This window comes from Allorhizocola rhizosphaerae (assembly GCF_003426775.1).
GTDB classification, from domain to species: Bacteria; Actinomycetota; Actinomycetes; order Mycobacteriales; family Micromonosporaceae; genus Allorhizocola; species Allorhizocola rhizosphaerae.
On the sequence record NZ_QJUG01000130.1, the window covers coordinates 1 to 23,880 of the forward strand.

At 68.6% G+C, this 23,880-nt stretch carries 22 protein-coding genes and 1 pseudogene; 11 read left to right on the plus strand and 12 right to left on the minus strand.

Annotated features, from left to right (window positions below):
• A partial coding sequence (locus DM816_RS25585; protein ID WP_117212950.1) for a mucoidy inhibitor MuiA family protein occupies positions 1-801 on the minus strand: 801 nt, incomplete at its 3' end.
• The gene (locus DM816_RS25590) at positions 798-1,223 is read right to left on the minus strand and encodes a hypothetical protein (RefSeq protein WP_117212951.1); all 426 of its coding nucleotides are present in this window, start codon (positions 1,221-1,223) and stop codon (positions 798-800) included. The genes DM816_RS25590 and DM816_RS25585, both read right to left, overlap by 4 nt.
• Before the next feature lie 200 nt (positions 1,224-1,423).
• Between DM816_RS25590 and aceE the strand changes: the two genes are divergently transcribed.
• The 3 genes from aceE (at position 1,424) to DM816_RS25605 (ending at position 6,594) form a co-directional block, all read left to right on the plus strand.
• Entirely contained in the window at positions 1,424-4,159 is a 2,736-nt protein-coding gene (gene aceE, locus DM816_RS25595) for a pyruvate dehydrogenase (acetyl-transferring), homodimeric type (protein WP_117212952.1), read from the plus strand.
• Between the two features lie 175 nt (positions 4,160-4,334).
• Positions 4,335-5,291, plus strand: a complete 957-nt coding sequence (locus DM816_RS25600; protein WP_162907832.1) for an ADP-ribosylglycohydrolase family protein — start codon at positions 4,335-4,337, stop codon at positions 5,289-5,291.
• A gap of 22 nt (positions 5,292-5,313) precedes the next feature.
• A complete protein-coding gene (locus DM816_RS25605; RefSeq protein ID WP_117212954.1) occupies positions 5,314-6,594 on the plus strand; it encodes a M48 family metalloprotease in 1,281 nt (426 codons plus the stop codon).
• Here DM816_RS25605 and DM816_RS25610 read toward each other — a convergent pair.
• Positions 6,575-7,297: a hypothetical protein gene (locus DM816_RS25610; RefSeq protein WP_117212955.1), complete on the minus strand. Its 723-nt coding sequence runs from the start codon at positions 7,295-7,297 to the stop codon at positions 6,575-6,577. The two genes, DM816_RS25605 and DM816_RS25610, sit on opposite strands and share 20 nt — an antisense overlap.
• A gap of 384 nt (positions 7,298-7,681) precedes the next feature.
• On the opposite strand from DM816_RS25610, the gene DM816_RS25615 reads away from it, so the two are divergent.
• Positions 7,682-8,716 (plus strand): hypothetical protein, encoded by a 1,035-nt coding sequence (locus tag DM816_RS25615; protein WP_117212956.1) that lies wholly within the window; start codon positions 7,682-7,684, stop codon positions 8,714-8,716.
• 93 nt (positions 8,717-8,809) lie between these two features.
• Here DM816_RS25615 and DM816_RS25620 read toward each other — a convergent pair whose 3' ends face one another.
• Positions 8,810-9,301: a GNAT family N-acetyltransferase gene (locus DM816_RS25620; RefSeq protein WP_162907833.1), complete on the minus strand. Its 492-nt coding sequence runs from the start codon at positions 9,299-9,301 to the stop codon at positions 8,810-8,812.
• Between the two features lie 404 nt (positions 9,302-9,705).
• Between DM816_RS25620 and DM816_RS25625 the strand changes: the two genes are divergently transcribed.
• The gene (locus DM816_RS25625) at positions 9,706-10,110 is read left to right on the plus strand and encodes a YjbQ family protein (protein ID WP_117212969.1); all 405 of its coding nucleotides are present in this window, start codon (positions 9,706-9,708) and stop codon (positions 10,108-10,110) included.
• Positions 10,107-10,625 carry a hypothetical protein gene (locus tag DM816_RS25630; protein WP_117212958.1) on the plus strand — a complete coding sequence of 173 codons (519 nt, stop codon included), beginning with the start codon at positions 10,107-10,109 and terminating at the stop codon, positions 10,623-10,625. Before DM816_RS25625 ends, DM816_RS25630 begins: the two co-directional genes overlap by 4 nt.
• Here the strand turns inward: DM816_RS25630 and DM816_RS25635 are convergent.
• From DM816_RS25635 to DM816_RS25665, 7 genes and pseudogenes are all read right to left on the minus strand, one after another.
• The gene (locus DM816_RS25635; RefSeq protein ID WP_117212959.1) at positions 10,608-11,714 is read right to left on the minus strand and encodes a CapA family protein; all 1,107 of its coding nucleotides are present in this window, start codon (positions 11,712-11,714) and stop codon (positions 10,608-10,610) included. The two genes, DM816_RS25630 and DM816_RS25635, sit on opposite strands and share 18 nt — an antisense overlap.
• 61 nt (positions 11,715-11,775) lie before the next feature.
• Positions 11,776-12,789 carry a sigma-70 family RNA polymerase sigma factor gene (locus DM816_RS45915; RefSeq protein ID WP_117212960.1) on the minus strand — a complete coding sequence of 338 codons (1,014 nt, stop codon included), beginning with the start codon at positions 12,787-12,789 and terminating at the stop codon, positions 11,776-11,778.
• 198 nt (positions 12,790-12,987) lie between these two features.
• A pseudogene (locus DM816_RS45920) lies at positions 12,988-13,380 on the minus strand (alpha/beta hydrolase); the annotation flags it as partial.
• A 99-nt stretch (positions 13,381-13,479) separates the two neighbouring features.
• Complete coding sequence (locus tag DM816_RS25650; protein WP_211588852.1) at positions 13,480-13,752, minus strand: alpha/beta fold hydrolase family protein; 273 nt, start codon at positions 13,750-13,752, stop codon at positions 13,480-13,482.
• A 205-nt stretch (positions 13,753-13,957) separates the two neighbouring features.
• Positions 13,958-14,605 (minus strand): ThuA domain-containing protein, encoded by a 648-nt coding sequence (locus DM816_RS25655; protein ID WP_117212961.1) that lies wholly within the window; start codon positions 14,603-14,605, stop codon positions 13,958-13,960.
• Between the two features lie 13 nt (positions 14,606-14,618).
• Positions 14,619-15,497, minus strand: coding sequence for a sulfite exporter TauE/SafE family protein (locus tag DM816_RS25660; protein ID WP_117212962.1), 879 nt, complete (start codon positions 15,495-15,497; stop codon positions 14,619-14,621).
• A gap of 14 nt (positions 15,498-15,511) precedes the next feature.
• Positions 15,512-16,000 carry a signal peptidase II gene (locus tag DM816_RS25665; RefSeq protein WP_117212963.1) on the minus strand — a complete coding sequence of 163 codons (489 nt, stop codon included), beginning with the start codon at positions 15,998-16,000 and terminating at the stop codon, positions 15,512-15,514.
• A gap of 94 nt (positions 16,001-16,094) precedes the next feature.
• On the opposite strand from DM816_RS25665, the gene DM816_RS25670 reads away from it, so the two are divergent.
• From DM816_RS25670 to gltX, 3 genes are all read left to right on the plus strand, one after another.
• A complete protein-coding gene (locus tag DM816_RS25670) occupies positions 16,095-18,032 on the plus strand; it encodes a galactose-binding domain-containing protein (protein WP_117212970.1) in 1,938 nt (645 codons plus the stop codon).
• A gap of 387 nt (positions 18,033-18,419) precedes the next feature.
• Positions 18,420-20,300 (plus strand): ABC transporter ATP-binding protein, encoded by a 1,881-nt coding sequence (locus DM816_RS25675; protein ID WP_117212964.1) that lies wholly within the window; start codon positions 18,420-18,422, stop codon positions 20,298-20,300.
• Positions 20,297-21,652 carry a glutamate--tRNA ligase gene (gltX, locus tag DM816_RS25680; RefSeq protein WP_117212965.1) on the plus strand — a complete coding sequence of 452 codons (1,356 nt, stop codon included), beginning with the start codon at positions 20,297-20,299 and terminating at the stop codon, positions 21,650-21,652. The genes DM816_RS25675 and gltX overlap by 4 nt, the downstream gene beginning before the upstream one ends.
• Here gltX and DM816_RS25685 read toward each other — a convergent pair.
• Positions 21,623-22,174: a copper resistance CopC family protein gene (locus DM816_RS25685; protein WP_117212966.1), complete on the minus strand. Its 552-nt coding sequence runs from the start codon at positions 22,172-22,174 to the stop codon at positions 21,623-21,625. The two genes, gltX and DM816_RS25685, sit on opposite strands and share 30 nt — an antisense overlap.
• Positions 22,175-22,418: 244 nt before the next feature.
• Here DM816_RS25685 and DM816_RS25690 point away from each other — a divergent pair, with 244 nt between their 5' ends.
• Positions 22,419-23,051, plus strand: coding sequence for a hypothetical protein (locus DM816_RS25690; protein ID WP_117212967.1), 633 nt, complete (start codon positions 22,419-22,421; stop codon positions 23,049-23,051).
• Between the two features lie 17 nt (positions 23,052-23,068).
• Positions 23,069-23,767: an LppM family (lipo)protein gene (locus DM816_RS25695; protein ID WP_117212968.1), complete on the plus strand. Its 699-nt coding sequence runs from the start codon at positions 23,069-23,071 to the stop codon at positions 23,765-23,767.
• Positions 23,768-23,880: the final 113 nt, after the last annotated feature.

A 23,880-nucleotide genomic window follows, 5' to 3' on the forward strand; every position in this document is an offset into this window, starting at 1 on the left:
CGGCATGGGCCGGACGCGATCCAGGTACCACGGGTCCAACTCGGGCACCTCCAGCGCGCCCGCCGGGCGGGCGGTGGACAGCTTCAAGTCGCACTCGGGCCAGTCCTCGCCGGTGTGCTGGGTCACCAACCCGTACCAGGTGAGCGTCAGCTGCTCCCCCACCAACCGCAGGTCGTAACTGCTGTGCCACCACGCCCCATGCGTGACATATGACAGCTCCAGCTCGATCGTGGCTTCCTCGCCCGCCTCCACGGCCAGTTCAGCGAACACCTGGTCGGGAAAGGCGCGCCCGCGCAGATCGTCGAGCCGCCGTTGGGCCGCCTCGCGCTCCTTGACCAGCAGCGTGCGCTCCCGCGCCCGCCGCCGCACGCCCTGCTTCACGTCCGTGAGCTGGGCCTCGATGTCATCGGCGAAGCGTCCGGCCGCCGTGATGTCGCCGGTCGCGAAGGTGCCGGCTGATCGGAAGGTAATTCTTCCCAGAAACTTCTCTCTGGTGACCGCGATCGCGTCGGCGTCGTCCATCGCCGCCATGGTGTCGGCGATCGCCCGCAGGCGCTCCTCGATCTCGACCACCTCGGGGTCGAGGCTCTGCGGCTGCCTGCGCGTCACGATATCCACCCCCAGCACCGTGGCCGGGCCCTGCCCGGACACCCGCACCGAATCGTGGAGCAGGCCCGTCGGCAGCGGGCCGACCAGCACCCGGTGCTCCCCTGCCGCAAGCGACACGCTGCCGCGCCGCGTGACCCGTGCCCTGTCCGGAAAGACCGTGACGCCCGTGATGGGCGCCTCAACAAGCGTCATGTGTCCGAGGTTATAGGTTCGGCGAAAGGATCGTGGCGCGCCCGCCGCCGCTCCGCCACGAGCAACAGCACCCCCAATGTGGTGATCAAAACGGCGACGATCCCGGCTGCCTGGTCGGGCGGGCTCGGGTTGAGGACGGCATAGTCATTGAATATCGGGTACCGATACGCGGGCTCGGATCCGTCGCGCAGGGCGGCGCTGACGTCGTGGCCGACCACCCGCCCACCGTCCGAACCCGACCACTGGGCCGGGCACGTGCCGTAGAGTCCACCGAATGGGGGCTTACCGAGCGGTCCACTGCATTCGCCTTCGGCCCGCGCGATGACCTGCTTGCCGACCAGTCTGGCGATCGCCGGAGCGGTGGTGTTCAGTGCCAAAACGAGACCATAGAGGAGCACGAAGAGCCCGACGACTGGCCGCATGTACGCCGAGAATAGTGCCAATCATCGATTCCTGCACAGAGGCCCGCTAAAAGTTACTTATCGGTACGGTGTTGAGCGTCGCATCAGGCAGGAGTCCGCGTGACGAAACACCCATGGGAAGGGCAGGATGGCTCTTAGCCCTACTCCACCATGGGTGGGTAAACAAGTCCCAAGAAAACGACGACAACGAGGGAACGCCTGTGGCCACCGAACGCAAGCGCCCGGTGATCAGCGACGGCCTGCCGAGTCAACTGCCGGACATCGATCCGGAGGAGACACTCGAGTGGATTGATTCGCTCGACGGGGTCATCGACGAGCGCGGCGCAAAACGTGCGCGTTACGTGATGTTGCGCCTCCTGGAGCGCGCCCGTGAACGCCAGGTCGGCGTCCCACCGCTGACCACGACCGACTACATCAACACCATCCCACCGGACCGCGAGCCGTGGTTCCCGGGCGATGAGCACGTCGAGCGGCGCCTGCGCGCCTACATCCGGTGGAACGCGGCCATGGCCGTGCACCGGGCACAGCGTCCCGGCATCGGCGCCGGTGGTCACATCTCGACCTACGCGAGCTCGGCTTCGCTCTACGAGGTGGGCTTCAACCACTTCTTCCGGGGCAAGGACCACCCGGGCGGCGGCGATCACATCTTCTTCCAGGGGCACGCGTCCCCGGGCATGTATGCGCGGGCCTTCCTCGAAGGCCGGTTGAGCGAGGCCCAGATGGACGGGTTCCGCCAGGAGCTGTCGCACCCGGGCGGGGGGCTGCCTTCCTATCCGCACCCGCGGCTCATGCCCGACTTCTGGGAGTTCCCGACGGTCTCCATGGGCATCGGCGGGGTCAACGCGATCTATCAGGCGCGCTTCAATCGATACCTTCATCATCGGGGCATTAAAGACACGTCGCAGCAACGGGTTTGGGCGTTCCTTGGCGACGGCGAGATGGACGAGCCGGAGACGCTCGGCGCGATCGGCCTGGCCGCGCGGGAAGAGCTCGACAACCTGACCTTCGTGATCAACTGCAACCTGCAGCGGCTCGATGGTCCGGTCCGCGGCAACGGCAAGATCATCCAGGAGCTGGAGGCGTTCTTCCGGGGCGCCGGGTGGAACGTGATCAAGGTGATCTGGGGCCGGGAGTGGGACCCGCTGCTGGCCGCCGACGCCGACGGCGCGCTGGTCAACCTCATGAACTCCACGCCCGACGGCGACTACCAGACCTACAAGGCCGAGTCCGGGGCCTACGTGCGCGAGCACTTCTTCGGCCGCGACCCGCGCACCCGCAAGATGGTCGAGCACATGAGCGACGACGAGATCTGGGGGCTCAAGCGCGGCGGGCACGACTACCGCAAGATCTACGGGGCCTACAAGGCAGCGGTCGAGCACACCGGCCAGCCGACCGTGATCCTCGCCAAGACCATCAAGGGCTGGACGCTGGGCTCCCACTTCGAGGGCCGCAACGCCACGCACCAGATGAAGAAGCTCACGCTCGACGACCTGAAGGCGTTCCGCGACCGGCTGTTCCTGGAGATCCCGGACTCGGCGCTGGAGGCCAACCCGTATGAGCCGCCCTACTACCACCCGGGCTTCGACAGCGACGAATACGCGTACCTGATGGAGCGCCGCGCCGCGCTGGGCGGACCGCTACCGGCCAGGCGAGTATCGGGCACCAAGCTGGTGCTGCCCGAGGACAAGGCCTACGGCGACCTGAAGAAGGGCTCGGGCAAGCAGAAGGTCGCCACCACGATGGCGTTCGTCCGGCTGTTCAAAGACCTGATGAAGGACAAAAACATCGGGCCGCGCTGGGTGCCGATCATCCCGGACGAGGCGCGCACCTTCGGCATGGACTCGCTGTTCCCGACCGCGAAGATCTACTCGCCGCACGGGCAGCAATACACGCCGGTCGACCGTGAGCTGTTCCTGTCGTACAAGGAGGCCACGGTCGGACAGATCCTGCACGAGGGGATCAACGAGGTCGGCTCGACCGCCTCGTTCACCGCTGCCGGATCGTCCTACGCCACGCATGGCGAGCCCATGATCCCGGTGTACATCTTCTACTCGATGTTCGGGTGGCAGCGCACGGCCGACTTCTACTGGGCCGCCGCCGACCAGATGTGCCGCGGGTTCCTGCTCGGCGCGACCGCCGGCCGCACCACGCTCAACGGCGAGGGCCTGCAGCACGAGGACGGGCACTCGCACCTGATCGCGGCGACCAACCCGGCGGCCGTGGCCTACGACCCGGCGTTCGGGTTCGAAATCGCCCACATCGTGCAGGACGGTCTGCGCAGGATGTATGGGGACCAGCCCGAGGACGTCTTCTACTACCTGACGGTCTACAACGAGCCCATCTTCCAGCCCGTGGAGCCGGAAGGGGTCGACGTCGCCGGGATGCTGAAGGGCCTCTACCGGTACCAGAAATCGGCAGTGGAAGGTCCGAAGGCGCAGATCCTCGCCTCCGGCGTGGGCATGCAGTGGGCCCTGAAGGCGCAGCACCTGCTCGCGCAGGACTGGGGCGTGGCGGCCGACGTGTGGTCGGCGACCAGCTGGACCGAGCTGCGCCGCGACGCCGTCGACTGCGAGCGGCACAACCTGCTGCACCCGGACGAGGCCGAGCGCGTGCCATACGTCACCGAGGCACTGTCCAATGCGGAGGGTCCGGTGGTCGCGGTGTCCGACTGGATGCGCGCCGTGCCCGACCTCATCTCCCGCTGGGTGCCGGGCACCTACACGTCGCTGGGCACCGACGGGTTCGGCATGTCCGACACCCGCGCCGCCCTGCGCCGGCACTTCAACGTGGACGCCGAGTCCATCGTGGTCGCGGTGCTTTCGCAGCTGGCCCGCGCCGGCCAGGTCGACAAGACCGCACCGGCCGAGGCGGCCCGCAAATACGCCATCCACGACGTGACCGCCGCGCCCGCGGGCGAAACCGGCGGCGACACCTGACAGTCGAGATCGGACAGTCACCCGAGAGGCGCCCCGGCACCAGCCGCGGCGCCTCTCGCGTGCCAGGCGAGCCATGATAGGCATCGGCGGATGATCAGGCGGCCATTGTTCAGTATGACTGCGTCCGCCTCGCGGGGGGTGCCGATCTGGACGAGCGGGCATATGCTGGCGAGTTGTGGACGTTGAGGATCGGATCGCCGGGGCATTGCTGGGTGTGCATGCCGGGGATGCGCTCGGCGCGACCGTGGAGTTCTCGCCGTGGGCCGATATCCGTGAGAGATACCCGGAGGGTGTGCGCGAGATCGTGGGTGGTGGCCCGTTCCTGTGGCCGCCCGGGCACGCCACCGACGACACCGACCTGACCCGCGCGGTGCTGCTGGCCTACCTCCAACCGGGCGACGACATTGTGCGCACAGCGGCCGACAACATGCTCGACTGGCTCGCGGGCCGCTGGCCAGGGCGTGGCCATGGCAGGCCGCCGCGCGATGTGGGCCGGGCGACGCTGACCGGGCTGCGCCGGTACGAGGCGGGCGGCGACCCGTATGCGAGCGGTTGCGGCACCGGCCAGGCGGGCAACGGCTCGCTGATGCGCTGCATCCCGACCGCCCTCGCGGTGCGCGATCGCGACCGGCGCATCCACGAGTCCATGCGAATATCGGCCATCACGCATGCCGATCCACGGTGCACCGTGGCCTGTGCCTGCTATAACGAGATCGTGGCCAGCCTGCTCGCATCGGGTACCGCCGAAGAGTCTGTAGAGATTGGACGGTCAACCGCGACCGAGCTCGGCAGCCAGGCCGTCGCCGACGCCATCGGTTATGGCACGCATCTCAAGCCGGAGATGCTGGTCCGCACCGGGCAGACCTTCCTGGAGGACGAGGCGGCGGGCTATGTGCTCGACTCGCTCAGCCTGGCCGTCGCCGCGCTGCTCGACCCGCGGCCACTGCACGAGGCGCTGATCGACATCGTGCGCATAGGCAACGACACCGACACCAACGGCGCGATCGCGGGCGGCCTGCTCGGTGCGCGCGACGGGGTGCAAGCTCTTCCGGCGCAATGGGTTTCGGTGCTGCAGTTCGGCGACGAGTTCCGGGCGGCGGCGACGGCGTTGGCGGGACAGCGCACCGGCTAGCCTCCCCCGCTAGGATGCGCCGGTGACCATCGTCGCCCCGACCCTGACCGACCTTTGCCCGCGATGCCATTCTCGCCTGGTCACCGAGGGCGACGCAACGCCGTGGTGTGGCCGCTGTCTTTGGAATCTCGACTGGTACCAGGAGGAGCCCGGCGACGGCTGGCTGGCTCGCAGAATCGGGCGGCTCGACCACACCGCGGGATACGACCTGAGCATCAAGCTGTACGAGTCGTTGCGCGGCAAGCGGATCGAGCGGCCGACGGTCGGCGCGGCGACGCTGTGGCTCGCGCTGGTCTCGGGCCTGCTGCTCGCGGCCATCGCCGGTCTGGCCGCGCTCGGCGTCTGGCTGATCGTGGCGGGCGCGTTTCTCATGAAGCCCGTGGGCGTGCTGCTGCTCCTGCTGGCGTGGCTGCTGCGCCCGCGACTCGGCCGGCTCAAGCCGTATCTGGACGAGTACGACGAGGTCACGCGCGATCGGGCGCCGCATTTGTTCGCGCTCGTCGACGAGGCTGCGGCCGCGACGGGCGCGCCCGCTCCGCACGTCGTGCTGGTCGGCGCGGCTTGGGACGCGTTCGGCGTTACGGTGGGCCTGCGCAGACGGCGCGTGCTCATGCTCGGCCTGCCACTTTGGGCGTCGCTGCGCCCGCAGGAGCGGGTGGCCGTGCTCGCGCACGAGATGGGCCATTTCGCCAACGGCGACCTGCGCATCGGGCTTGCCACGTCACCCGCGCTGCAAACGTTCGGAATTCTCGCCGACGTGCTCCACCAGGACCGGCCCGAGGCACGGGAGGACCTGTTCATCCAGTTTTTCGCCGAGTGGGCGGCCCGGCCGTTCCTGCTCGCGGCCTCGCACACCTGCCGGATCGTGCACATGGGGCTCAACGCGATTGGCGCGCGGCAGGCCCAGCGCGCCGAGTACTACGCCGACGAGCTGGCCGTGCGGGTCGGTGGGTCGGCCGCCGTGCTGGGTGCGCTCGACGCACTGTCCACAGCGGACGGTCTGACCACGGTGATCGGCGCGCGATCGCGGTCGGGACAGCGCGGTGACGGCTGGCGCGAGGGCGTGGAAAAGGCCCGCGCCAATCTGCGCGACCGGTTCCCCACCATCCGCCAGTTGACCATCCGGCGGGACGCGTCGCTGTTCGCCTCGCACCCGCCCGCCGGGCTGCGCCACGCCGTCGTCGGCGCGGGCGCACACCGCGCGCCGGCCATCGTGCTGTCCGACGCCCGGGCGGCCGCCATCGACGCCGAACTGTCCACATACGAGGAACGGCACCGCCGCGTCATCGCCGCATCCTGGTAGCTGTTGGGTTGCGCAACGCAAGCCACCCGGCCAAGCCGACGATGGCAAGCGTCACCACATTGTGCCCGTACTTCTGCACGGCGGATGTCTGACCTATCAGCGGGTAGTAGGTGAAAGCCAACGTGCCACGGCTCAACAGCGCTCCGATGGCGACCGCGGCCGTGTGGCGCACGCCCCAGTCGCAGCTGCGGGAAACGTGCGCGAGCAATACGGTACCGGCGATGAACACCGCCGTCGTAATGCCTACACCCACCCAGGTCTCCGGCGGCACCATCTCGGCCGCGAGAAACACCACGAACGAAGCCGCCACGGTCGCCCAGAGGGCAGGGGCATGCCGCGTGCGCGGCCGGTCTTGGTCTCTGCGTCTGCGTCTCAGGATGACGGCGGCGCCGGCGCACAGCCCCCCGACCACGAGTGACCCCGCGACCTGAGCGGCTGATCCGCTGTGCGACTCGGGATCGGACACGATGAGCACGGCCGCGAGCACGTATGCGGCCGCTGCGACGGCGATCCCGGCCGGGCCCAACCACGGCGTGCGGGCGGCTTGCGGTCGCCACGCCTCCGCGACCGCGATGGGCGCGCAGAAGCTGTAGATCACGTGTCCGGCGACGAAATTGAGCGCGTTCGTGGCGCTGAATCCGAGCGGCGCGATGAACGTGCCCCGCAGCGACTGCTCCCAGCTTTCGATGTCGCGATAGTCCACAGGGCTGGTGCGCCGTACAGCCCGGCGAAGAAGACGACGGAAAACAACAGCTGCCCGGGGCGGCCGGTGCTGTCGTCGTAGGCGGCCAGCAGCTCCGCACCGATCGCCGACAGCGCAAGCAGGCCCGCGATCTGGGCCGCGCGCACCCAGCGTTCACGCCAGAGCGCCGCGACTTGGTCGCCGCCCAACAGCCGCGCGCCGCGAGCCCGGCCGCGACAAGCCCGGCGATCCGCGCGAATGCCAGGGCGAGCGCGCACGGAAAAGTCGGTGGCGGAACCCGGCTCGGGCGACCAGGATGGGCCCCATGTCCTCTGGCAGCTCCACTGACGTGAGCGTCGACCGTGCTCACCCGTCGACGTGTCCGTTGGAGCGCCAGGAAAGGCAATGGAGATTACACAGACATCAACCGAGCACGCCCTTGAGATCGCGTGTGACGAGTCGGGCTGGGAAGGCAGCAACCTAGCCACCGCCAACTCCTCCGTCATCGCGCATGCCAGCGTCCGGCTGGACATCGACGTGGCCGCGGAGTGGATCCGCGCGCTGCGTGGCCGCCCCGGGCAGCACAGCCACGAATACAAGGCCGCACACCTGTTCCGGACCAAGGGCGGACCCGGGCTCGCCGAGTTTCTCGGCCCGTCCGGTCCGGTGCACGGCCGCGCCCGAGTCCATCTGACCCACAAGTCCTGTTTCGTGCTCGGCCGGGTCCTCGACCTGTTCCTCGGAGGCTCCGTCGACACGGCGAGTCTCGGCCTGCGCCCGGACCTGCGGCTGGCGAGTCTGGCGGTCGGGCTGTGCCGCGCCGGCGCGGACACCTACGGCCGGGAGCATTGGCGGGAGTTCTTGACAGCGGCCAACGCGGTCCTGCGCGCAAACCGCCGCCCGCAGCTCCATGCGCCCGTCGACGCGTTCTTCGACCAGGTCGAGCTGCTCCGGACCATCGACGGTGACAGCCGCGCCGGAGCGATCCTCGACGAGCTGCGCAACGCACGGCAGGAAGCCTATTCGGCCCGCGCCCGACTGCTCGCCGATCATGTGCTGCAGCCCGTGCTGGAACCGTTGATTCCGGCGCTCGCCCGGACGGTGCTGCACTGGAGTCGTGGACTGCATCCGGTCGCGGTCGTCCACGACGAGCAGTCCGCGCTGACCGAGCGGCGCATGCAACTACTCGAAGAGGTGCTGGCCGCGCCGCCGCTCGAACTGATCCGCCTCCCGGCCCGAGGTCGCTTCATTCGATTCCGTCAGGCGGATTCGCGAACCGAACCCCGGGTCCAGGTCGCGGACCTGCTCGCCGGAGTGGCCCGCAGGGTCGCGACCGACGAACTGCTCGGCCGAAGCGATCCGGATCTGACCGCATTGCTCCGGCCGTACGTCGATCCGGCGTCGCGGTGGTGTGGACGGCTCACCGATCGAAGCGGGTGAGCCGGGTGAGGCGGGCGCGGTCGCAGCGAGCATCAGAGATCCGGCTCGCGCAGAACAGCGCATGTTGTCGGCAGACGTTGCCGACCGGCCGGCCTACGGTGAGTTCGTTGACTGACGCCACTCGCGTGCCAGGAGACCGTAGACCACGAGATCACGACGTTCGTCGGGGAAGGCGGCGTTTTCCCGCAGTACGCCCTCCTGCGTGAACCCCAGGTGCTCGGCCACTTTCCGGCTCCGCGTGTTGTCGGCGGTGGTCTGCAACCCGACCCGTTGTAACCCGAGCTGCCCGAAAGCGTGATCCAGCATGGCCGTGACGGTCCGCCTGACCAGTCCACGTCCCTCGAAATCGGCATCGAGCCAATAACCAACCTCGGCTGACCGCGCAGCGCTGTCGATTACCAGTTGGGCCCAGCCAACCAGTCGCCAGCCACCCTCCGCCTTCACCGCGATGGACAGCGGCAACAACGATCCCTCAAGCCACGCCTGGCCCGCTCCCTTCAAGTTCGCGCGAACCCTTTCGAGCGTCGGCGGCTCTTGGAATGCGTCCGGGAACCAGCGGGCGAGACGCTCGTAGTTGGCCTCCACCAACGCAAAGTGGGCCTCCGCAACCGCGGCCGTGCGCGGTATCAGGGCGACGTCGTCCCCTAACGGCCATGTGAACAACGCAGCGGTAACGGTAGACACGTCTGCTCCCAGGTCGGCGGCTGTCACCGACACCCTAGTTCAGCAGTAGTCCACCTCCGAGTGGTCGTACGTCCAATAGCCCTGAGGGGAAGATCGGGACGAATTGGCGGACGTGCCAGTAGCGAGACGTGATGATCAGCAGCGGAAACGCGGATTGGGATAACTGCGAAAAGGGAAGGGGCCAATGCGAACTTGAGTCTCACGCCCGGCCAATATATCGACATAGATAACATCAGGGTGCGTCTATGATGGCCAGCCGACATGCCCCCTCCGTGGCCGGCTATCGCGCGGGATACCTTACGTGCATGGATAGCACAGTGATCACGGTCCGGACGGGCGGCCGGCCCGCGGTGGCCGACCTGACCGACCAGGCCGCGAAGTTCGCCGAGGGCAAGGGCGATGGGCTGCTGCACGTCTTCGTGCCGCACGCCACGGCCGGGATCGCGATCATCGAGACCGGGGCGGGCAGCGACGACGACCTGCTCACGGCCGTCGACGAGCTGCTGCCGACCGACGACCGCTGGCGTCACCGGCACGGGTCCAAGGGGCACGGCCGCGATCACGTGCTGCCCGCCTTTATCGCGCCCTATGCGAGCCTGCCGGTGGTCGGCGGCCGGATTGCGCTCGGCACGTGGCAGTCCATCTGCCTGGTCGACACCAACGGGGACAACCCGACCCGCCAGGTCCGCTTCTCCTTCCTTAAGGGATGATCCGCTTCATCGGCGCCAATCCGGGGCTGACCATCCTGCACGGTGATGAGCGCGTCGCTTTCGCGTCGGTGTGGCGGGCCGACTGGTCCGAGTGTGGCCCGGGTCGCGCCATCGTGCTGTGGCATGCGGGCGCGACACGCGTGGTCGCGACCGATGCCAGCCTCGGGTTGTGGCTGGCGCAGGACTTCACCCGCCACTTCCCCGAGGTCGCGGGTCTGACCTGGCCCGTGCCGGAGGTCGACGTCGACGAGGTGCTCATCGAGCTTGACCTGACAACCGGGTTGCACGCCACGCCACGCGACCTGACCGTCCAGATTGGACCGCCGACCGACCGGCGCCTGTTCCAGACCGACGAGTTCGCCCTCGGCGGGGTGAAGCACGGCCTGTCCACCGTGTTCATGCCATGCGAAACCGGCTCACTGCACATCGGCGGCGCACCCGTCCCCGGAAGCGCCGCCAAGGCCTTCCTGGCCGACGCCGAGGTCTGGACCCGGCCGTCACCAAGCGCAGACTAGGCGGGAGCCGTCGAGGGTGACGTGTGTCCGGAATGGACGGCTGACCCGATCAAGCGTGGCCGCCATCCAGCGCGCATCCGCCCGCCGGGCGTGATGCAGACTCATCCGGCGCGCCCGCATGGGCACCATCGTCAACCGCACCAGCCGGCCATCGGCCGGGTTCACCGTGGCCAGATAGATCAGGCGGAGATCGTCGCGGTACTCCTCATGGCCTGAAATTCCTTCATAGTCGTCGATGAAGTCGCCACAGCCGTAGAGGATGATTTTTCCTTGGTACGCCTCAATCGGCCGCGGGTGGTGGGAGGAGTGCCCATGCACGACGTCGAAGCCGCCGTCGATCAGCCAGTGGGCGAAGTCAACCTCATCGTCGCCGACCTCGTACCCCCAATTGGAACCCCAATGCACGGACGCGACGGCGACATCGCCCGCCCGCTTGACCCGCTGCACGCGCTGCACGATTTCCGCGGCCGTGGCGGCGGAGAGGTCGGGCAGGCAATCGACGCCCGGACGGTCGGCGGTCGCACCCCACGAGGACGGCACGCCGCTGGACCCGGTGCCAAACGACCAGACCAGCACCCGCGAACCGTCGCCCACCGGCACCACCGCCGGTCGGCGAGCCTCCGCGAGGTCGGCGCCCGCCCCGGCCGTCACGATCCCGGCGACGTCCAGGTTTTCCAGTGTTTCCGCCATTCCCTGGTACCCGAAATCGAGCACATGATTGTTCGCGAGCACCGCGACGTCGGGCTTCGCGACGGTCAGGCACGCGAGGTTGGCCGGGTTCATCCGGTAGCACACCGGCTTGGGCCAGGCCACGTCATCGCTTCGCGTCACGGCCGTCTCCAGGTTGATCACCCGCACGTCGGGCGCCTGCTCGTCGAGCACCCCCAACGCGTCGCCCCACGGCCACGCATAACTCACCGGCGCCGGGATCGGGCCGTTGACCTCCTCCGCCAGCCGCACATACATCCGCGCGTCCTTGACGTATGACTCCCACAGCCGACTGTCGCCGGGGTGCGGCAGGATCTGGTCGACACCCCGGCCGGTCATCACGTCGCCACACACGAACAGCGTCACGAGCCTGCCGGGCATCCTCCCATTATCGCCCTCCCATCATCGGCGGCGATACAGCGCCACGATGGGCCTGACCGACTCAGACCTTGCCGCGCTTGAGGACTGGCTCTCGGACCACCTGGCCGTCGAGCTCCGGTGGCAGGCCGAACTTCGCGACCAACCCTGAACCTCCCCCGAACACATGTATGCGCGCGATGCCCTCGCCTGTCACCGACAGCACGCCGAGCCCGAACGCGCGGTGGACCCCGTCGCTGTCGCGCACATACGCGGCCGCTGCGGGCTGCCCGTTGGCCGCCGTCGCGATCATGCGCCAGTCCCCCGGGGATCCGACCACGTGGGTCAGGAAGCGCAGGCATGTCTCGCGACCGGCGAACCACGTCCCGGTACCCACCATTTCGATCGCGGCGTCCGCGCGCAGGGCCCGTTCCAGCGCGTCCATGTCTGCCTGCTCGAAACCTGCCATGTATTGGTCCAGCAGCGCGCGAGCCTGTGGCTGGGTCGGCTCGCTGATCTGTCCAAGCTCCGGGGCCGCCTCGCCGAGTTGGGCCCGTGCCCGCTGTAGCGTGCTCTTGACCGCCGCCGTCGAGGTGTCCAGCATTGCGGCGACCTCGGCCGCCGGGAATCCCAGCGCCTCCCGCAAAATGAGCACCGCCCGCTGCCGCGGGGGAAGGTGTTGCAGGCTCGCGATGAGCGCGAGCCGCAGGCTCTCGCGCGAGACGACGATCGCCGCCGGATCATCGGAGTCCGAGGTCACCCGCGAGTCGGGCATCGGTTCCAGCCACGCCACGTCGGGACCGGCCGGACTCGGCGGGGCATCGGGATCCGTGGCCGGTGCGCCCAGGCCGGACGGCAACGCCCGCCGACCGCGCTGCGCGAGCGCGGTCAGGCAGACGTTGGTGGCGATGCGGTACAACCAGACCCGAAGCGACGACCGGCCCTCGAACGTGTCGTAGGCGCGCCACGCCCGCAGATAGGTTTCCTGCACGAGGTCTTCGGCCTCGTCCACTGAACCGACCATGCGATAGCAGTGCGCCAGCAACTCGCGCCGCAACGGCTCCGTCCGGCGCCCGAATTCGTCCGCCGCGTCAGCCATCGAACCCCTACCGCAGTCCAAACCGGGGGCGCACCCATTGCGCCATGCGGCTAATCGCCTCGTCGGCCTCGGGCGCCCGGCCCACGGCCATCTGGAACGTGTGCTGCATTTCCGGGAAAACGTCCAGCCGCACCTCAACCCCTGCCTTGCGGGCGTGCTCGTCGAGCTGGCGGGCGTCGTCGAGCAGCGTTGCCCGAGCAGCCACTCGTAGACCGCGGTCGCGTCATCGACCTGGCTCGGATGGGTGTGCTCCGGGAGGAGCCGGTAGTCGAAGATCAACGCACGCGCTCCCGCCGCCTTGGCGAGATGGCCGAACAGCTTGCGATGCGAGTACATGGACCCGCCGACGAACCCACCGCCGTGCATGCACAGCAGTACCCGATCCGCGACGCTTTCCTTTGGCACAAGCCACATCGCGGGCACACCGGCCGCGTCGGTCTCGATGTAGTCCACCCCGCGCGGCTCCGCCGTGAGCCCGCCCCAGGCATTATTGGCCGACTCGGCGTCCGGCTGCTCCTCCGCCGGGAGCTGATCAGCCTGGCGGAGCGCCGCCCAGTGCCGCTTGACCGCCTCCATCTGTTTGCTCGGCATTGCCGTGTCCCCTTCTCACCCGGGCGCCGCCCTGCACGGCGCCCCACTGAAGCTCTCCGGCAATGCAGACCTCCGACCCGTCGGAAAGGAATCGCTCCGCTAGGCGCAAGCACGCAGCCAGTCGTAAATCTGGCGGTACACGTCTGGGCCGGGCAGATGTCCGCCGGGGTACGCGTGGCCTTGCGCCGTGGGAATGTGCACGAGCAGCCAGTCGGCGTGTCCTGCGAGGACGATGGAGTCGTCGACTCCGCGCCAGACGCCGACCGGCACGGTGATTTTCTCCGGCTCGAAGCCCCAGGGCCGGGCGAAGGCGAGACTGTCGTCGACCCAGCCGTCCATGCCGTCGAGGAAGGTCGCCCGGATCCGCGCCATCGCGTCCGGGTCGACGCAGACCAGCGCGTGCGGGCCGCCACCCGAGCCGCCGAAGACCGCGAACCGCTGCCAGCCCTGGGGTCGGCGAGGGCCCGCACGTCATCGACCGCGTCGGCCACGGTCCGTGCGCCCGGTCAGGCCGGAGCGCAGCCACGACTGCCGGCCAAAGGCTGCGCGGGTTAGTGCCGCGGGTCAGTGCCGCCGGTCAGGGCCTGGCGGCCCAGAGCAGGCCACGCTCGGTGAGCGTGCGGATCTCGGGGAGGTCGAGATCGGGCAGGTGGTGGCCGACGGTCGAGACGAAGATGCGGCCCTGGCCCCACTGGCGCGTCCAGACGGCCGGGTGCGTGACGGGCTCGTGCCAGGGCCGGCCCTCCTCCACCGGGAACGTGATGGTGGCCAGCACCTCGTTGAGCGGGTCGGTGAGCACCCAATATCGCTCGGTGTCGAGCTCCACCGTGGACAGCCCGGCGACGATCGGGTGGTCGGGCCGCGTCACGGTGAGCGTGTGCCGCACGAAGTTGCCGGGGTGGCAGACGAACCAGCCGCCGCACATCCATTGATAGTCGCGGTCGGCGAAGGAGGCCACGATGCCACCGTGCCACCCGGCGAAGCCCACGCCCGAACGCACCGCCTCGGCAAGGTTTCTGCTCTGCTCCGGAGTGATCTCACCGCGGGTCCAGCATTGGACGATCAGGTCGGCGCCGAGCAGGCGCTCGCGATCGTCGTAGACCGACAGCGACTCGGCTATCTCGACGTCGAACCCCTCGCGCGCCAGGAACGGCAGAAAACTCTCGGTCGTCTTGACCGGCTCGTGGAACTCCGCGCCACCCCTGACAATCAACGCCTTCCGCATGCCACAGAGCTTCTCACGACCCTACGACAATTCTGCGCACGGATGGCTGGCGCAGGCCCGCCCACCCGAGCAAACCGATCGCCAGGGCCGCCGCCACCCCGACCACGACCTGCGTGTTGGAGGCGTGCAGCAGCTTGAGTGCGCTGGCCAGCAGCACGATCGCCAGCGCCCACCGGATCAGCCCACCGGGCGCACGCGAAGAGATCTGCGCCCCGAGGAACACGCCCGGGATCGATCCGAGCAGTAGCGATGTCGTCAGGTGCATCTGGAAGTCGCCGAACAGCACGTGCCCGATGGCCGCCGCACCCACCAGAGGCACGGCCTGTACCAAATCGGTCCCCACCAAATCATTCGGCCGCAACATCGGATACAACGCGAGCAGGGCCACGATGATCAGCGACCCCGACCCCACACTGGTCATCCCGACCACGACCCCACCGACCACCCCCACCACGATCGTGGCCACCGGCCGCGCCTGCACCTGCTGAAACCCACCCTCTTCGACACCGCTGCGCATCCGGACCAGTGCCCGTCCAACGAGCCCGGCCACCGCGAGCAGCAGCGCCACCCCGAGCGCGATCCGCACGACCTCCTGCACGCCGACCCCGTTGCCGAGCGCCTTGGACAGCAGCACCCCGCTGAACGCCGCCGGCACGCTGCCCACGCACAGCCATCCCACCAGCCGCCAGTCGACCCGACCGCGCTTGATGTGCACGGCCGACCCCACGGGCTTCATAATCGCGCTCGCCACCAGGTCGCTGGACACCGCCGCCAGCGGCGGCACGCCGAAGAACAGCACGAGTATCGGTGTCATCAGGGCGCCACCGCCCATGCCGGTGAGGCCGACGATGGTCCCCACCCCAAATCCAGCAGCCGCGAGCGCCCAATCCATGCGACCCAGTATCCCTATGTGTTAGGTGGGAAATCAACCGTGTCCCGCCTGGTGATCTGACTTCCTCGAAGATTGAGCAGCACAGCGAGGGTGACGCCCACGAAGAGAGCGATGTCGGCCACATTTCCGACGAACAGGCCTCCGTAGTCGATGAAATCCACTACGTGCCCGAGCATGAAGCCGGGCTCCCGCGCGAGCCGGTCGATGAGGTGGGTCGCCGCGCCGCCGAGGATGAGGCCGAGCGCCACCGCCCACCCCCGCGTCCGCGCGTTGCGCGCCAACCGCACGACGACGCCCACTGCCACCGCCGCGAAGATCGCGAACAGCCAGGTGTATCGGGCACCGATCGAAAAGGCGGCACCGGGATTGTAGGTAAGCCGCAGCACGAGCAGATCGCCGAGCACCGGAATCGACTCATCGGCGAGCACCGACTCGGCCCACCACTTCGTCGCCTGATCGACGCCCACCACTGCGGCGGCGATCGCGAGCACCCATCGAAACATCCCAGAACCCTAACTGTTGACCGGCTAGTAACAAGAGGTTTAACGTAGCGGCAAGCCTCAATGTGAAAGATCTTCAATTTGAAGCGAGGTGGTCATGATCCCCCGTCGCCCCACCCTTCACATTGCTCTCGCCGCCGCCGTCGCGGTCATTTTCATCGGATCGCCTCCGGCCCCGGCGCAGACCCTGCCCATCCTCGGCTACATCGACGCGCACAACCACCTGTTCTCCAACGAGGCGTTCGGCGGAAAACTGTTGTGCGGCAAAGTGTTCGACCCCGCCGGCCCGGCCGCCGCGCTGGTCGACTGCGCCGACCACCACCCCGACGGCTCGCTGGCCTGGTTCGAAAACTTCACCCGCTACGGCACCCCGGTCGGCACCCACGACCCGGCCGGCTACCCGGCCCTGCGCGACTGGCCGGCCCACAATTCGCTGACGCACCAACAGAACTACTACTCCTGGATCGAACGCGCCTGGCGCGGCGGCCTGCGCGTCATGGTCAACGATCTGGTCACCAACCGCCAGCTGTGCGACATCTACCCGCTCAAAGACCGGCCGTGCGACGAGATGACGTCCATCCGGCTCCAGGCGCAGCTGACGAGCCAGCTTGAGGCGTTCATCGACGCGCAGCACGGCGGGCCCGGCCGGGGCTGGTTCCGCATCGCGCGCACGGCCGCGCAGGCACGCGACGCGATCGCGGCCGGCAAACTCGCGGTCATCCTCGGGGTCGAGACGTCCGAGCCGTTCGGCTGCCGGCAGATCCTCACCATCCCGCAGTGCAGTGCGGCCGACATCGACCGCGGACTGGATGAGCTTTACGCGCTCGGCGTGCGCAGCATGTTCGTGTGCCACAAGTTCGACAACGCGCTGTGCGGGGTGCGGTTCGACTCGGGCACCATCGGCAACATCATCAATATCGGGAACTTCGTGGGCACCGGGCAGTTCTGGAAGGCCACGACCTGCACCGGCCCACACCACGACAACACGATCTCTCCGGCCGGCGTGATCCCGGACGAGTTCGCGCGGCTGCTCCCGCCGGGCATCAGCCTGCCCGTCTATCCGCCGGCCCCGCACTGCAACGTCTATGGGCTGACCGCGCTCGGCGAGCACATGGTCCGCGGCATGATCGCGCGTGGCATGATCATCGAGATCGATCACATGAGTGTGAAAGCGGCGGACCGGACGCTGGACATCCTGGAGTCCGTCGGCTACCCGGGCGTGATCTCCTCGCACAGCTGGACCGCTCCGGGGTACCTCCAAAGAATCTATGCCCTTGGAGGAATGATTACGCAGTACGGCCACCAGGCACAGCAGTTCGTCGACGAATGGCGCCGGACTCTGCCGCTGCGCAAGCAATACGGCGTGCCCGGCTACGGGGTCGGCATCGACGCCAACGGATTCGGCGGGCTGCCCGCGCCGCGCGCCGGAAGCGCGGTGCAGTATCCGTTCACCACGTTCGAAGGCGTGTCGATGGGCCGGCTCACCACCGGGCAGCGCACGTGGGACTACAACCGCGATGGCATGGCCCACTACGGCCTGATGCCCGACTGGATCGAGGACATGCGCCGGATCGCGGGCGATGAGATCGTCGACGACCTGGCCGGTGGCGCGCCCGCATACCTTCGCACGCTGGAGGCGGCCGAAAACTACGCGGCACCGACGGATGTCGCGTTAGGACGGTCGGCCCGCGCGAGCAGCTGGAGCATCCTGGCCGGGCTCGCGGTGGACGGCAACCGCAACACGCGGTGGTTCAGCGACTGGAACGCCAACCAGTGGATCCGCGTGGACCTCGGGACGGTGCGCTCGGTGAAGCGGGTCGCGCTCGACTGGGAGGCCGCCTATGCGCGGGGCTACAGAATCGAGGTCTCCACGGACGGGACCAATTGGCGCACCGTGGCGACCGTCACGGATGGGCAGGGCGGGCTGGACGCGCTGTCGTTCGCGCCAACACAGGCACGATACGTGCGCATGCACGGCGTCCAACCCGCCACGCGCTATGGGTACTCCCTATGGTCTTTCTCTGTCTTCACCTGACCTAGAGGAGCCTCACGGGTTGTTGCGCGCGCAGCCGTAGTTGATCAGAACGCTGCACGTCGTGTTGCCGACGTTCTTGATCGTGTAGTGAGCCGCCGCCACGCCACCTGGCCCTGCGGGTTGACATGGCGCTCGCGATGCTCGCGGGCGACCTCCATCGCGCAGGGGTACGCCTCGGCGGCGGGCGGTGGCACATCTTTGTAGGGCAGGGATATCGATGAACGTGCGATAGGACGTCCGGCGTGTGTGCTGACCAATGCATTGGAGAAGGGGAAGTCGCCATTCCGTTGTGGTGTCCGATCGCGCCGGTCGGGTGGGCGCTTCGGCAGTGAGCGGGCCCGAAATCACGTGGCGGCCCCGGACGCCGGCACGCGTAACCTTGCTCGCATGCCCAGTTCCCCGCGGCATTCCCCGCAGCGGGAGGCCTCGAACCAGCCCGCGTCGACCTCGCACCGCCCTGGAAGGGGCGACAGCGAGCGCGAAGCTCCGGCTCCACTCGCGACCGAGTCCACCCGCGCAAGAGCACGGCTTCGCCTGAACGGAGCCGAACCCGGGGTCGGCCTGCGTTCGTTATGGCCCTATCTGCGCGACCATCGCTCCTCGCTGGTCCTCGTCGCGATCCTCTCGCTGATCACCACCCTCGGCACGCTGGCCCAGCCCCTGCTCACCCGCGACGTGCTCGACGGGATCAGCGCGTCGGCCCCGATCTCCCGCGCCGTGGCCGCACTCGTGATCGTGCTCGTCGGCGTGGCCGTGCTTGACGGGCTGCGCAGCTATCTGCTCAAGCGGACCGCCGAAGGGCTCGTGCTCACGGCGCGGCGCAGGCTCGCCTGGCAGCTGCTGCGCCTGCCCATCGCCGAATACGACGCCCGCCGCACCGGCGACCTGCTGTCTCGCGTCGGCGCCGACACGACCCTGCTGCGAGCCGTTGTCACCTCCGGCCTGTTCGATTCGGTATCAGGCGTGCTCATGGTGGTCGGCGCGGCCACGGGCATGATTCTGCTCGACCCGCTCCTGTTCGGCGTGACCCTCGCCGGGCTCACGATCGGGTTCACCGGCGGCATCATCTTCGTGCGCCGCATCCGCGGGCTGTCGCGGGAGGCCCAGGAACGCATCGGCGAGATGACCTCCGCCGTCGAACGGGCCATCACCGCGGCCCGCACCATCCGGGCCAGCCGTGCCGAGGACCGCGAAACCGAGACCGTCGCCGCGGCCGCGAGCCAGGCGTATCGGGCGGGCCTGCGCATCGCCCGGCTCGAATCGGCGATCGCACCCGCGATGTCGGTCACCGTGCAGGGCTCGTTTCTGCTCGTGCTCGGTGTGGGCGGGGCGCGTGTGGCCAGCGGAGCCATCACGATCGGCGATCTGGTCGCCTTCGTACTGTTCATATTCTTCCTGGTGATGCCGCTCGGTCAGGCCATGAACGCCTATACCCAGCTGCAGGCGGGGCTGGGCGCGCTGACCCGCATGGAAGAGGTCATGGCGATACCCGAGGAATCGTCCACATCGGACGGCAGCGTCCCGGCGACGTCGGCGGTCGCCTTCGACAACGTGACGTTCGGCTACGACACGGGCCGGCCCGTGCTGGAAAAGGTGAGCTTCACGGTCGCCCCCGGCACGCGCACCGCGCTGGTCGGACCGTCCGGCGCGGGCAAGTCCACCCTCCTGTCGCTGGTCGAACGCTTCTACGAGGCGACCGGCGGCGCGATCCGCGTCGGCGGCGTCGACATCCGCCAGATGACGCACGACGAACTGCGCTCGCGCTTGGGCTACGTGGAGCAGGAGTCGCCGGTGCTCGCCGGCACCATCCGGGAAAATCTGCTGCTTGCCACACCCGACGCGAGCGACACTGCTCTGATGAAGGTGCTCGACAGCGTCAATCTCTCCGACATCGTCGCCCGCTCGCCGCTCGGCCTGGACGCGCAGGTCGGCGAGGGCGGCGTGCTGCTGTCGGGTGGCGAGCGCCAACGTCTTGCCATAGCCCGCACGCTACTGGCGGCCCCCGACATTCTTCTGCTCGACGAGCCCACGTCCAACCTCGACGCGCGCAACGAGGCCGCGCTGAAGGCGGCCATCGACACCGCGGCGGCCGGGCGGACCGTGCTCATCGTGGCCCATCGGCTCTCCACGGTGGTCGATGCGGACCAGATCGTCGTGCTGGAGCACGGCCGCGTGGCCGCGGTCGGTCGGCACGATGAGCTCCTGCAAACCAGTCCGCTGTACCGCGAACTGGCCACACACCAGCTCTTGATAGGTTCACCATCGTGACGGTACGTGTGCGTTTTGCTCCCTCTCCCACTGGAATGTTCCACGTCGGCGGGGCTCGCTCGGCCCTGCAAAACTGGATCTTCGCCAAGCAGCACCACGGCGTGTTCGTGCTGCGCATCGAGGACACCGACACCGCGCGCAACCGTCCGGAGTGGACCGAGGGCATTCTGTCGGCGCTCGACTGGCTCGGCATCAGCCGCGGCAGCTACGAGGGCCCGCTGTTCCAGTCGGCCTACGCGGGCGAGCAGGCCAAGGCGATCCGGGGCCTGCTCGACGACGGCCGTGCCTACTACTGCACCTGCACGCGCGACGACGTGGTCGAGCGCACGGGCAACAAGCACGCGGGCTACGACGGGTTCTGCCGCGACCGCGGGCTGACCAGCGGCGCGATCCGGTTCCGCACGGCCGACGAGGGCACGACCACCGTGGTCGACGTCATCCGGGGCGAGCCCACGTTCGAAAACCGCCTCATCGAGGATTTCGTCATCGCACGCGGCGACGGCTCGGCGGTCTTCCTGCTGGCCAATGTCGTCGACGACATCACGATGGGGATCACGCACGTGATCCGGGCCGAGGAGCACCTGCCCAACACGCCCAAACAGCAGATGCTGTGGGAGGCGCTGGGACAGAAGCCGCCGGTGTGGGCGCACGTGCCGGTCGTGGTCAATGAGAAGCGGCAGAAGCTGTCCAAGCGGCGCGACAAGGTGGCGCTGGAGGCGTACCGCGACGAGGGTTACCTCGCCGCCGCCATGAAAAACTACCTGATGCTGCTGGGCTGGGCGCCGTCGGGCGACCGCGAGATCGTGCCGTGGGACGTCATCGAGCGGGAGTTCCGGCTCGAAGACGTCAACCCCTCCCCCGCGTTCTTCGACGAGAAGAAGCTGCGCGCGTTCAACGGCGAATACATCCGCGCGCTGCCGCTGGAGGAGTTCATCGACGCGTGCGAGCCGTGGCTCACCACGATTCCCGGCTACGACCGGGACGTGTTCGCCCGGGTGGCCGAGCTGGCGCAGACCCGCATCGCGCTGCTGTCCGAGATCGTGTCCAATGTGGACTTCCTGTTCGTGGACCGGCCCACGATCGACGAGGCGGCGTGGGCCAAGGCGAGCAAGGACGCGCACATCCTGCCGGCCGTCATCGAGGCGTTCGAGCGGCTGTCCACGTGGGACGCCACCACGCTCAAGGACACCCTCGTCGCGGTCGGCGAGACGCACGAACTCAAGCTGGGCAAGGCTCAGGCGCCCGTGCGGGTCGCCGTCACCGGCCGGTCGATCGGCCTGCCGCTGTTCGAGTCGCTCGAAGTGCTCGGTCGCGAAAGGACACTAGCCCGACTCACCGCGCTTGCGGCGTAGGAAAGCGATGATCCCGCCGACCACGAGCCCTGCCGCGGCCGCCCCGCCGATATAGGGGAACCAGGGCGTGCTCTCCGCCTTGTGCTCCGGCGCGGCGGCCGGTGGGGCCGACGACGGCGGCGGCGGCGGTGCGCTGGATTCCGCGACGACGGGCGCCTGCGCCAGCTGCAACGTGAACGAGTAGCTGCTCTTCACCGGGTGCCCGTCGGCCGACATGAGTTCGTAGGCGACCGTGTAGCGGCCGCCCGCCGTGCCGGTGAACGGGGCCGAGATGCTCTTGCCGTCGATCGTCGCCTCGCCGATCGCGCTCGCCCCCTGCGCATCCGTGACGGTCAGTTTCGTGTCGGGCTTGAGCTCGGCCAGGAAGCGCAGTCTCACCTCGGCGGGCGGTTCGGTGAGCGCCGCGTCCTTGGCGGGAGCGGCCTCCACCAGGGTGTTGTGGGCGAACACGGGACTGCCCCACAGGGCGGCGAACCCGACCGCGGCCGCCGCGATCGCAAGAGCCAGACGCTTCATGACCATTGGTCGAAGGTACCCGCATGGACAGTTCCCGCCGGGACTGGTGAAATTCTTCCAGCGCCGCGCCGCTGTTTTCCCGCCGCGACCTTGAAAGTGCGCTCTTTGCTTTCAAGATCGCAAGGGAGGGCGGCGGCTAAAAGCGGTGCTGCTGGTGAGTTGCTTCAGCACGGGCAAGAATCACTGCAACGTCTGGGACTTCCCAGACGTCTATGAGTCAAATCCGCGAGTAGTGGGAAACGGGGCTGTCATGGTTCGTCGGCTGCAAGTGCTGGTCGGCTCGATTGTTGTTGCCTGCGCGTGGGGAGCCCCGGCCGTCGCCGCCGCGCCCACGCCATCGCCCAGCGCGCCGCCGATCGTGGACTTCGTCGAGATCAGCGGTGACGCGCTGGCCACGCCGATCGTGCTGTCGTCGGACAAGCACGCCCAGCGGCAAGACGTGATGCGCCGCGAGGTCAAGTGGCTGATCGACAAGACGCCCGTCACCGGGCCGCCTCCGCCGGAGCAGCTCGGTCCGAAGTACACGGTCGTCCTGCTCACCATGGGCCAGGCGACCGATCGCTTCGAGGTGTACCCGATGGCGGTCGGCGGGCCGCGCGTGTTCCGGCCGGCCGACCAACCCGGGCGTCAGGTGGCCGAGGGCTGGTTCTACGGCCGGCTGAGCCTGCCCACGTCGCTACTGGCGGCGGGCGTACCGCTGGAGGGTGTGACGCCCGAGCCGGGCATGGGTGGGCAGGGCGGTGGGCTGCCCGCCTCCCAGCCGCCCGACGTGGGCGCGATGATCGGCGACTGGAGCCGGTTCATGGGCCTCAACGTCGCGGCGATCATCATCATCGCGAGTGGGGTCTTCGGGCTCGCCTATGTTGTCCGGCGGCGCATCTAGCGCTCATACTGTCGGGCGTGTTTCGACCGCTGCGCGCCGTCGCCGCGCTCGTCGTGGCGATTTCCGCGCTCACCGGATGCATGAAGATCGATTTCGCGCTGACCGTCGACGGCGAGCGTGACGTCGTCAACGGGTCGCTGGTCTTCGCCGTGGCCATGCCCATCCTGACGCTCCAGGGCCAGACGCCGGAGCAGGGCTGGGCGAACGTCGAGGACGAACTGTCCGAACTGCCCGAGGGATCGCGCGCGGAAATCTACGACGACGGCACGTTCTATGGGCGCCGGATCCACTTCGAAAACATGCCATTCTCGGAGTTCAACGCGGCCCCCGAGGGACCACGGATCGCACACGAGAACGGCAGATACATCTTCACCTTCGAGACCAACGCCACCGAGCTGGGTGACGTGGCGACCGTCCCGGTGGAGATGCTCAATGAGATCCAGAAAATCGAGTACCGCGTGTCCGTGACCTTCCCGGGCGACGTGGTCGAGCGCGACGACAAGGCGGTCCTGCAGGGCCGGACCGTCACGTGGACCCTCCGGGTCAGCGAAAACCACGACCTGCGCGCGGTGGCCGAGGAGCCGGAGGGGTTCCCGTGGCTCCTGCTCGGCCTGGTCGCCGGTCTGTTCGGGCTGCTCGTCCTCGCCGGCATCGTGGCACTCGCAATGCGCATGAGCCGCCGCCCGCCCCACGAGCCCGCGCCACCTGCCGCCTAAGCCAGCACCAGCCCGCACCTCCTCGCCGCACAACCCGCCGCCGAGCCGCGCAAGCCGCCACCCAGCCCGCACCTCCGGGCCGGCCAGTCAATGCCCCAGCCCGTACCCCAGCC